The sequence below is a fragment of the Betaproteobacteria bacterium genome, from assembly GCA_016791345.1.
GTDB lineage: Bacteria > Pseudomonadota > Gammaproteobacteria > Burkholderiales > JAEUMW01 > JAEUMW01.
In genome coordinates this window covers 1-10,659 of the sequence record JAEUMW010000318.1, presented here as the reverse complement: position 1 = coordinate 10,659, position 10,659 = coordinate 1, and the positions used below count along the sequence as shown (strand labels likewise).

At 66.5% G+C, this 10,659-nt stretch carries 11 protein-coding genes; 6 read left to right on the top strand and 5 right to left on the bottom strand.

The features are described 5' to 3' along the window. The 5 genes from JNK68_12610 to lysA all read left to right on the top strand — a co-directional run. A partial coding sequence (locus JNK68_12610) for a glycine--tRNA ligase subunit beta (GenBank protein MBL8541197.1) occupies window positions 1-1,173 on the top strand: 1,173 nt, incomplete at its 5' end. Between the two features lie 89 nt (window positions 1,174-1,262). Then, window positions 1,263-1,799, top strand: a complete 537-nt coding sequence (gene gmhB / locus JNK68_12605; GenBank protein MBL8541196.1) for a D-glycero-beta-D-manno-heptose 1,7-bisphosphate 7-phosphatase — start codon at window positions 1,263-1,265, stop codon at window positions 1,797-1,799. After that, window positions 1,796-2,533: a 1-acyl-sn-glycerol-3-phosphate acyltransferase gene (locus tag JNK68_12600; protein MBL8541195.1), complete on the top strand. Its 738-nt coding sequence runs from the start codon at window positions 1,796-1,798 to the stop codon at window positions 2,531-2,533. Before gmhB ends, JNK68_12600 begins: the two co-directional genes overlap by 4 nt. Then, entirely contained in the window at window positions 2,530-3,270 is a 741-nt protein-coding gene (locus JNK68_12595; GenBank protein MBL8541194.1) for a M48 family metallopeptidase, read from the top strand. The genes JNK68_12600 and JNK68_12595 overlap by 4 nt, the downstream gene beginning before the upstream one ends. A gap of 357 nt (window positions 3,271-3,627) precedes the next feature. Next, on the top strand, window positions 3,628-4,875 hold the full coding sequence (gene lysA, locus JNK68_12590) for a diaminopimelate decarboxylase (protein MBL8541193.1): 1,248 nt from the start codon (window positions 3,628-3,630) through the stop codon (window positions 4,873-4,875). A 167-nt stretch (window positions 4,876-5,042) separates the two neighbouring features. On the opposite strand, the gene JNK68_12585 is transcribed toward lysA, so the two are convergent. Then, entirely contained in the window at window positions 5,043-5,627 is a 585-nt protein-coding gene (locus JNK68_12585; protein ID MBL8541192.1) for a hypothetical protein, read from the bottom strand. Window positions 5,628-6,132: 505 nt separating this feature from the next. Between JNK68_12585 and JNK68_12580 the strand changes: the two genes are divergently transcribed. Next, window positions 6,133-6,480 (top strand): hypothetical protein, encoded by a 348-nt coding sequence (locus JNK68_12580; protein MBL8541191.1) that lies wholly within the window; start codon window positions 6,133-6,135, stop codon window positions 6,478-6,480. Window positions 6,481-6,489: 9 nt separating this feature from the next. On the opposite strand, the gene JNK68_12575 is transcribed toward JNK68_12580, so the two are convergent. The 4 genes from JNK68_12575 to mgtE all read right to left on the bottom strand — a co-directional run. Next, a complete protein-coding gene (locus tag JNK68_12575) occupies window positions 6,490-7,335 on the bottom strand; it encodes a hypothetical protein (GenBank protein MBL8541190.1) in 846 nt (281 codons plus the stop codon). Window positions 7,336-7,432: 97 nt separating this feature from the next. Further along, a complete protein-coding gene (locus tag JNK68_12570) occupies window positions 7,433-8,446 on the bottom strand; it encodes an NAD(P)-dependent alcohol dehydrogenase (protein MBL8541189.1) in 1,014 nt (337 codons plus the stop codon). A gap of 7 nt (window positions 8,447-8,453) precedes the next feature. Next, complete coding sequence (locus JNK68_12565) at window positions 8,454-9,344, bottom strand: alpha/beta hydrolase (protein MBL8541188.1); 891 nt, start codon at window positions 9,342-9,344, stop codon at window positions 8,454-8,456. A gap of 31 nt (window positions 9,345-9,375) precedes the next feature. Then, window positions 9,376-10,659, bottom strand: a 1,284-nt coding sequence (gene mgtE / locus JNK68_12560) for a magnesium transporter (protein ID MBL8541187.1), incomplete at its 5' end; no start/stop codon positions are given.

Below are 10,659 nucleotides of genomic sequence, written 5' to 3'. Positions count from 1 at the left end.
AAGTTCCTCATCGTGAGCAACATGGAGGTGGAGGATCCCACCGCGATCATCGACGGCAACGAGCGCGTGGTGCGGCCGCGGCTCGCCGACGCCCGCTTCTTCTTCGAGCAGGATCGCAAGCAGAAGCTCGAAGCGCGCGTGCCGCAACTCGGGAACATCGTCTACCACAACAAGCTCGGCAGTCAGCTCGATCGCGTGCAGCGGATCACCAAGACGGCGGCTTTCATCGCTGTGCGCCTCGGTGCCGATACCGCCCATGCCGAGCGCGCGGCGCAGCTCGCCAAGGCCGATCTCGTCACCGGAATGGTCGGGGAGTTTCCGGAGCTGCAGGGGATCATGGGCATGCACTACGCCCGCCACGACGGCGAACCGGAGCCGGTGGCGCGCGCGATCGAGGCGCACTATCACCCGCGCTTCGCCAACGACAGCCTGCCCGATGACAACGTGGCGGCGGCCGTCGCACTCGCGGACAAGCTCGACACGCTGGTCGGCATCTTCGGCATCGGTCTGCAACCGACCGGGGACAAGGACCCGTTCGCGCTGCGCCGCCATGCGCTGGGCGTGCTGCGCATCCTGTTCGAGAAGTCGCTGCCGCTCGATCTCATGGAGTTGCTGGCGCTGGCGAAAGGCCAGTACGCACCCGACGTGGTAGCCGACAGCGTCGCCGTCGACGTGCATCTCTTCATGCTGGAACGGCTGCGCAACTATCTGCGTGAGCGCGGCTTCGAGCCGGCCGAGATCGACGCCGTGGCAAGCCAGCAGCCGACCCGCGTCGACCTCGTGCAGCCGCGGCTCGTGGCGGTGCAGAGCTTCCGCCGCCTGCCGGAGTCGGCAAGCCTCGCGGCGGCCAACAAGCGCATCCGCAACATACTCAGAAAGACCGCGGCGCCGGCCGGCCGGGCGGAGTTTGCGCTGCTTGTGGAGCCCGCCGAGCGGGCATTGTTCGACACCATGACCCAGCTTGAGCCCAGGGTCGCGAGCCTGATCGCCGCCGAGGATTACCATCAGGCCCTGCAGTTGCTGGCGACCGCCCGCGACAGCGTCGACACCTTCTTCGACAAGGTGCTGGTTATGTGCGACGACGCGCCGCTGCGTGCGAACCGGCTCGCCCTGTTGCGCCAGCTCGGGGAACTCATGAATCAGGTCGCCGACATCTCCAGGCTGGCGGGATGACCCGCCGCGGACGGTGAAGCGGGCGGGGAGAAAGGTACAATCCCGACTGCAGCACGGCACGCCCGGCGTTCACGGCGCCTTACCCCGACATGAAGCTCGTCATCCTCGACCGCGACGGCGTCATCAATTTCGACAGCGCCCAGTTCATCAAGTCGCCGGCGGAGTGGAAGCCCATCCCCGGCAGCCTGGAGGCCATCGCCCGCCTCAATCAGGCCGGTTTCCGCGTGGTGGTCGCCTCGAACCAGTCCGGTGTCGGCCGCGGCCTGCTAGATATGAGCACCCTGAACGAGATCAACGGCAAGATGCACAAGGCGCTCGCGCAGGTCGGCGGACGCATCGACGCAGTGTTCTACTGTCCGCACGCGAGCGACGCCGACTGCGAGTGCCGCAAGCCGCGGCCCGGCATGCTGCAGGAGATCGCGCGACGCTTCAACGTCGATCTCACCGGTGTGCCCAGCGTGGGCGATTCCCTGCGCGACCTGGAAGCTTCCGTTGCCATGGGCGCACAGCCGTACCTGGTGCTGACCGGCAAGGGTGCCAAGACCGTGGAAGCCGGAGGACTGCCCGAGGGGACGGTAGTGGTGGAGGATCTCGCCCAGGCGGTGGATCGCATTCTCGCCGCATGAGGCAGGCCGCCGCCGTCTTGCGTTCGAGCCTTTATCTGCTGCTGCAGGTCGCCATCACGCCGCCCTACGCGTTGGTCGTGCTCGCGACCTTTCCGCTGTCGCCGATCGCCCGCTATCGGGTCATCAGCTGCTGGGCGAAGACCATGGTCTGGCTCGCCCGCATCGTGCTCGGCATCCGCTTCGACGTCGCCGGGCGCGAGAACATTCCGCGCGAGCCGTCGATCATCATGGCCAAGCACCAGTCCGCCTGGGAGACGATGGCGCTGCAGGTGCTGTTTCCGCCGCATGTCTATGTCGTCAAGCGCGAGCTTTTGTGGATCCCGTTCTTCGGCTGGGGACTCGCCCTCATGTCGCCGATCGCGATCGATCGCGGTGCCGGCATGCGCAGCATCAAGCAGACGCTGCGACAGGGACGCGAGCGGCTCGCGCAGGGCTTTTCCGTGGTCATCTTCCCCGAGGGCACGCGAGTGACGCCGGGCACGCGCGGCAAGTATCAGGCTGGCGGCGCGTGGCTCGCCTGCAAGACCGGCGCACCGGTGGTGCCGGTGGCGCACAACGCCGGCGAGCTGTGGGGTCGCAATGCGCTGGTCCGCTATCCCGGTCTCATCACGCTCGTCGTCGGGGCGCCGATCGACGCCAGCCGACTCGAACCCGAGGAGCTGACACGCCGGGTCGAAACCTGGATCGAGAGCGAGATGGACCGCATCAGCGGCACGGCAGCGCAGGCGGCATGAGAACGGTCGAACGCACGGAAGAAAGCCGCACCGTCCGCCTGGGCGAGGCCGAGGTCAACTTCCGGCTGCGGCGCAGCGCACGGCGGCGCAGCGTCAGTCTGCACATCGACGAGCGCGGCCTCACGGTGAGCGTGCCCTGGCGCTGCTCGGAGCAGCGGCTGCTCACCGCCCTGCGCGAATCCGAGCAGTGGCTGCTCACGCGACTGGCGATGTGGGTGCAACAGCGCCCGACACCGATCGCCTGGCAGACGGGAGACGAGTTGCAGTACCTCGGGCGCGTTCTGACACTCGAAGTGGCGGCGGGCCACGGTCGACCCCGCGCGACGCGGCTGCATGACCGTCTGCTGATCGTCGTGCCGGCCCCTGCGGATGCGGTGAACGTGCAGCGAGTCGGCATGCGGTGGCTGCGCGCCGCGGCGCTCGAAGTATTCACGGAGCATGCCGCGCGTCTTGCGCCGCTCATGCAGGTGCCGGTGCCGCGGGTCTTCCTTTCGAGTGCACGCACCCGCTGGGGCAGTTGCAGCAGCGATGGCGCAATCCGCGTCAACTGGCGACTGATACAGGCACGCGAAGCCCTTGTCGAATACGTCGTCGTGCATGAGCTCGCGCATTTCCACGAGATGAATCACGGCGTCCGCTTCTGGGGACACGTGGTGCGTCGATGCCCGGATCACCGCGAGCGGCGCGCCGAGCTGAACGAGATCGGCCGTCGCCTGCTGCTCATGCCGGTGCCCTGAGGATCGCCGGGGCATCCGGGCAGCCGCGTATAATGCAGCCATGCATCGTCGCGCGCTCCTGATGGCTCTCCTGCTCTGCGTCCAGGGTTGCGGCATCAAGGGGCCGCTCTACATCGAAACAGCCGAGCAGAGGAAGAAGGCCGAGGAACGCCGCGAGCGGCTCGAGGCTGCCGCAAAGCGGCGAGACAGCGAGCCCGGCGCCACGCAAAAGAGCACACCAGGCCCCGCCGCGCCAACCCCGGCACCGGCCGCTTCGACAGCACCGGAGGCTGACTCCGAACCTGCGACTTCGCCGGATTTCGACACGTCGGAGGAGCCATTCGGGCCGTCTGCGCCGCCGCACTGACACTACCGCCAGTGAATCCCTTCGGTTATCGCGACGGCGTCCTCTGCGCCGAATCGGTCTCGCTCGCGACCATCGCCACGTCGCTCGGCACGCCCTGCTTCGTGTATTCGCGCGCGGCGCTGACTGCCGCCTATGCCGCCTATTCCGAGGCGTTCGCCGAAACGGAGCCGCTCATCTGCTACGCGGCGAAAGCCAACAGCAATCTCGCGATTCTTGGTCTCTTCGCGCAGTTGGGCAGCGGTTTCGACATCGTCTCGGGCGGCGAACTCGCCCGCGTGCTCGCTGCCGGCGGCGCACCGGGACGCGTGGTCTTCTCCGGCGTCGGCAAGAGCGAGGCGGAGATGCGCTTTGCTTTGACGCACGACATCCTCTGCTTCAACATCGAATCGTCTTCGGAGCTCGAGCGGCTGAATCGCGTGGCGGCCGCGATGAACAAGGTCGCTCCGGTGTCCTTTCGCGTCAACCCGGATGTCGATCCGGGCACGCATCCCTACATCTCGACGGGGCTCAAGGACAACAAGTTCGGCATCCCGCACGGTGACGCCGTGGCGCTGTACCTGCACGCGCAGCGCCTTTCCAACGTGCGCATCGTCGGCATCGATTGCCACATCGGATCGCAGATCACCGAGATCGCACCCTACCTGGAGGCATTCGAGCGCATCCTCGAACTGGTCGCCCAATTGGGGTCGGCGGGCATCGTGCTCGAGCACATCGACCTGGGCGGCGGCATCGGCATCCGCTACCGCGACGAAGAACCGCTGTCGCTGCCGGCGTATGCTCGTGCCATTGGCGGACGGCTGGCGGGCCGGCGCGAGCGCCTGATTCTCGAACCCGGGCGCTCACTCGTCGGCAATGGCGGGTTGCTGCTCACCCGCGTCGAGTACCTGAAACACGGCGAAACACGCAACTTCGCGGTGGTGGACGCGGCGATGAACGACCTCATGCGGCCCGCTCTTTACGACGCGTATCACTCGGTGTTGCCGGTGGCGCAGCACGCCGATGCCGCCGCCGATGTCTTCGATATCGTCGGCCCGGTGTGCGAGAGCGGGGACTTCCTGGCACGGGACCGCGAACTCGCCCTCGCCGAGGGTGACCTCATTGCGATCATGTCGGCCGGCGCGTACGGCATGAGCATGAGCTCCAACTACAACACGCGCCCGCGCGCGGCCGAGGTGATGGCGGACGGTTCCGTCTGGCACGTGATCCGCGACCGCGAGACGATTCCGGAACTCTTCGCACGCGAACATCCGCTCCCCTGAGGGGGCGCAAGGCACTCCGGCCGACGCGTCGACGTCGCTTCGCTCATCATCCATCCGTCGCAAGTCCCTGAAGAATCGCGCACAACGTGTTGTGCCTGCGTTGCATACGTGCCTACAATCCGAATCGCGCGGTATGTCGTCGCGTTCCGATGATATGCGCATGCGCGCTACGGGCTGCCTGAGAGAGCTGGATGGGTAGCAATGGCAACAGGGTTCCTTGGAGGAACAGACCAGATGGAGACATTGATGGCAGAACCAGGAGCGAAGAAGGCAACGGCGCGAAAGCCGGCGAAGAAGGCGACGACGCGCAAGACCGCGGCAAGAAAGACCGCGGGCGCAGTCCGCAAAACCGCAGCCAGGAAGGTTCTGAAGAAAGTCGCCAGGAAGATCGGCACCAAGGCGGCGACGGTCAAGCGGGCCGTCACCAAGAAACCGGCGCGTAAGACGACGGCGAAGAAAGGCGTCACTTCGGCAAGAAAGGCGGCAGCGAAGAAGGCCGCACCCGCGAGGAAGACTGCCGCGAAGAAGCCTGCACGCACCACCGCGGCGAAGAGAGCAGGTGCGCCGAAGAGAGCAGGTGCGCCGAAGAGAGCAGGTGCGCCGAAGAAGGCTGCACCGAAGAAGGCTGCGGTGAAGAAAGCAGCCGCGAAGAAAACGATTGCCAAGAAGGCAACCGTGAAGGCAGCGCCGCGCAAGACCAACGGCGCAACGAAGAAGAGCGCAGCGAACGGAACGACACGTCGCCGCGCCACGACTGCGAAACCCGCCGCGAAGACGGCGCGTCGCCCGCGCGTGGCCGCGTCAGCCTGAGGACCCAGGGGTGCTCAGCCCCCGGCGGCGCATCGCGCCCCGGGGGTTTGTCTTGCGGCGCGCCCTCTGCATCGCAAAGCCGCACTCCCGCTCGCGTCACGGCCAGGCCCGCATGCCTGGCATGTCACCGCGCGGCCGCCTCCAATCATCCTTCGCATTCGTGCGCACCGCGCGACGCCGGCAACCGACGTGAGATCACGCCGAAAGGTCTGCGAAAGGTCCCGCCGGCAGACTTGAGTGCAAGGAGCTATCCGGGTCGAGCGAGCGACAGCGCTGACTTCACCCCGGTCGGCGCAATGCCTTGACTGCGGACCGCGTTCCCCTTGCCGCGACGGCGTGCGCCGGCAACCCGGCGCGGCGAAAGCGGCAATATTCCCGCGGAACGATTGGCCGAAATTTTGCTCACAGCCCAAGGCATCTGGTGGTCGTTTGCAAGCGGGTGATGCGATGGATTTCGGCGAGGTCGTCTGGGAAGGTCTCCGGTTCCTGTTCACGGCAGCGCTGATCCTCGCCGTCTGCTACCTGCCGATCTTCATCCTCCTGCGCCGGCATCTCGCGCGCCTCAACGACCCATCGAACTTTCTGCGCTACGGCGTCATCCTGCGGCGCTGCGACGCGCTCGACAGCGTGGCCGAGATCATCGGCCGGTATCGTGGCTCCGACATCTACCGCTACGTGACCTTCAAAGGCATGCGCTACGACTTCGAACGCGTCGTGCCTATCCCCCGCCTGTTCGAGATCGGCCCGAAAGAGCTGTTCCTCGAACCCGGCATCGTTTACGTCGCTCACAGCTGACCCGCGCTCTCACGTTCGGCGGCGCGCCAGGGCGTGCCGCAGGAATTTGAGCGATGGCGTGTGTCCGCTTTCGAAGCTGCACAGATGAAAGCGTGAAGGCTGGAACAGCCGTGCCGGCTCGTACAGCGTGAACGCCCCGGCCACGGCGTCGGCCACGAAGAACGCGTTGACGCCGGCGATATTGCAGGTCACCAGGGTGTAGCCGAGCGGTCTCAGGGCCGAGACCAGCGCCGCGAGCGACACGCCGTGATAATCGTCGCCGCTCCACACATGCTTGGGATCGTATTCGATCGCAAGCTCCAGCGGCGGCGGAAACTTGGCGTTGTACTCGACGCAGATCACGCGCGGCCTGAAGACGCCCAGCGCTGCCAGCAGCACGTGCAGGTCGTTGCCGTCGATGTCGAGCGAGAAGAAATCGATCGCCTGGGTGCCGAGACGCCGCAGCCAGTCTGCGGCGAGCGTGGGAACGTTCTCGCGGGTAACGAATGCCTGCTCGGCCAGCAGGTCCGGTGTCGATCCGACCTCGGAGCGGACGAAGGCGATGCGGTCGGCCCTGCCATCGACCCAGACGCCGCGCCAGCCGCGAAGCAACAGCGCGTGCGTGTTGTTCTCCGTGCCGTTGCCGGAGCCGATCTCGATGAAGGTGCGCCCGCCGCCGATGCGATCGAAGACGGCCGCGATGATGCCGTCCTCGTCCGTCTGCGAGTAGACCTTGTATCCCTTGAGCAGCAGATTGTCCGGCATGTCGCGACGGATCTCGGCGCGCACGCGGGCCATTTCCTGCGACAAGGCGGCCTGCTGCAACAGGGGGTCGGTGATGTGCTTCGGAAACAGGCGGCGAAAGACCTTGGCCATGGGCGCAACGCGATGACGGCAAAGATGCCGAAGGCCAGCATTCTAGCCCGGATCCACGCCGGGCTCGCCGCCTCGACTCGGCGCAGCACGCACCGCGTCAGTGGGCGATGCAGATCTTGCCGAAGTGCTGCCCGCGCGCGAGGTAATCGAGCGCGGCACGCAGTTCCTCGAACGGGAAAACGCGGTCGATGGCCGGGCGCAGGCCATGCAGTGCAATGGCGCGCGCCATCGCCTCGAAGTCGTCGCGGCTGCCGACCGTGATCCCCTGCATGCGGATGTGCCGCGTCACGATCGGACCGAGACGCGTGTCCATGACGCCCCCCGACAACACGCCGATCATGCTGATCGTTCCGCCCACGCGGATGGCGCGCAGCGACTGCGGCAGCGTTTGCTGACCACCCACCTCGACGATGTGATCCACACCGTCGCCGCTTGCGATCTCGCGCGCGCGGCGCCCCCATTCCGCTACCGTACGGTAGTTGATGCAGGCGTCCGCCCCCATTCCCTGCGCGCGCTCGAGCTTCTCGTCGCTGGAGGACGTCACGATGACGTAAGCCCCGAGCGCCTTCGCGAACTGGAGGGCGAAGAGCGAAACACCGCCGGTGCCCTGGATCAGGACTTTGTCTCCGGCCTTGACACGTCCCTCGGTGACCAGGGCACGCCACGCCGTGACGGCGGCGCAGGGGAGCGTGGCCGCTTCGATGTAGCTGAGATGATCCGGCACCCGCACGGCACACGCCTCGGACACCACCATGTAGTCGGCCATGGTGCCGTCGACCTCGCAGCCGAGGCTCGCCCCCAGTCTTTCGGCAGTGGGTTCGCCGCACACCCAGGTCGGATAGGCGAGCGGACACACGCGGTCCCCCACGGCAAAGCGCGTGACGCCGTTCCCGATCATGTCCACGACGCCCGCCCCATCGCCCAGCAGCACCAGCGGCAGTTTGCGCTGGCGTGAGCCATAACCGCGCAGCGGCACCAGCAGGTCGCGATAGTTGAGCGCCGAGGCGCGCATGGAAAGACGTATCTCGCCTGGCCCCGGCAGTGGATCGGGGTGCGCGCCGAGGCGCACGTCCTCCATCGCCCATCCTGTTTCAACCCGGAAAACTCTCATGAAGACCTCACTTGACCGACAGCGGCGAAGACGCGAACTGCGTGTCGCCGCTCGTGATGAAACGGGTGACCTCCTCCAGGACCGGCGCACGGCCCTGATAGGGTTTCGCCAGCACACCGACGATGCTGGCGTGTCCGAGGTCGGGGTAGCCCACCTCCGTGACTCGTCCGCTGACGGCGCGAAAGCGCTGTGCGAGGCGCCTGGAGTGCACCGGAAGCACAGTCGTGTCGTGCTCGGCATAGAGCAGCAACGCGCGGGGCGAATCGGTCTCCACGAAGTTCGCGGGCTGCGCCAGGCGCAGATCGGGTGTAGCGCCGAAGATGCTGTCGAGGATGATACTGGTATCGGGCCGGATGTCGTAGGGTCCGGCCAGGCCGATGAAGCCGATCACGTCGGCGTGCCGCCCGCCCGCCGCTTCGACGTAGTGGGCGTCCAGTGCCACCATCGCGGCGTTGTAGGCGCCGGCAGAGTGCCCCATGAGGAAGATGCGGTGCGGGTCGCCGCCGAAGCGCCCGATTTCGCGCTGCGTCCAGGCCACGGCGGCGCCGCCGTCCTCCAAAAACGCTGGAAACTTCACTTCCGGGTAGAGCCGGTAGTCGGGGATGACGACGACGAATCCCTTCGAGGTCAGCGCCTCGCCGACGAACTTATAGTCGCCTCGCCGGCCGTGCTGCCACGCACCGCCGTAGAAGAACACGACCACCGGCGCCGGCCCGCTCAGATTCCTCGGAACATAGACATCGAGCTGCTGCCGCGGCAGGGTGCCGAACGCGTGACCGCGACTGACGACGAAGCCGTCGTCGGGAACGCTCGCGTTGAGCGCTGTCAGCGACGAGCACCCCGCGCTCAGCAGGACGAGCGCGAGGACGAGGCAGCGGCCGAGAAGCGAAGTGCACACGGAACGAAGCACGGTCGGATTTCCGAAACCGTCAGATCAGAAAGAATGTCGCGAGGCCGAGGAAGATGAAGAAGCCGCCGCTATCGGTAAGTGCAGTGATCATCACGCTGGAACCCACGGCCGGATCCCGTCCGAGCTTGTACATGACGAAGGGAATGGTGACACCGGCGAGCGCTGCGAGCAGCAGATTGAGGGTCATCGCCGCCATCATCACCATGCCGAGCGCAAAGTTGTTGTAGAGCAGGAACGCCAGCACACCGAGGATGGTTCCCCACAGCAGACCGTTGATGAGGGCGATCAGAAGCTCCTTGGCAACCAGCTTGCGCGCATTGCCGCCGGTGATCTGCCCGAGAGCGAGCGCGCGGACGATCATGGTGATGGTCTGATTGCCGGAATTGCCGCCGATGCCTGCCACGATCGGCATCAGCGCCGCCAGCGCCACGATCTTCTCGATCGAGCCTTCGAAGGCACCGATCACGCGCGAGGCGACGAAGGCGGTGACCATGTTGATGGCGAGCCAGGTCCAGCGGTTGCGCAGACTGTTCCAGACCGGCGCGAAGATGTCCTCTTCCTCGCGCAGGCCGCCTTTCTTCAGCAGTTCGGTATCGGTCGCCTCGCGGATGTAGTCCATCACCGCCTCGACGGTGACGCGCCCGATCAGCTTGCCGGCGGCATCGATCACCGGCGCCGAGATCAGGTTGTAGCGCTCGAAGGCCTCGGCCGCCTGATGCGCCCCGTCGTCCGGCTGGAAGGTGACGACGTCGCGGTCCACCAGCGCGCTCACCCGCGCTTCGGGCTCGTTCAGCAGTAATTGATTCAGCATCAGGATGCCGCGCAGGGCGTTCTTGCGATCGACGACGAAGAGCGTGTCCGTGTGGCTCGGCAGTTCGCCGATCCGGCGCAGATAGCGCAGCACGACCTCCAGCGTCACGTCCTCGCGGATCGTCACCATGCCGAAGTCCATCAGCGCGCCGACCGTGTCGTCGGGGTAGGACAGCGCCGCGCGCAGCTGCTCGCGCTCCTCGATCGGCAGCAGGTTGAACACGTCGGCGATGACCTCGCGCGGGAGCTCCCCGGCGATGTCCGCGATCTCGTCGCTGTCGAGCTGCTCGGCCGCCGCCACGAGCTCTTCGCGATCCATGTGCGCGATGAGGGTCTCGCGCACCGGTTCCGATACTTCCAGCAGAATCTCGCCATCGCGCTCGGCGCGCACCAGATCCCACACCTGCAGGCGATCGGTGAGCGGCAGCGCTTCGAGGATGTAGGCGACGTCGGCCGGATGCATCTGGTTGAGCTTGCGTTCCAGCTCGACCAT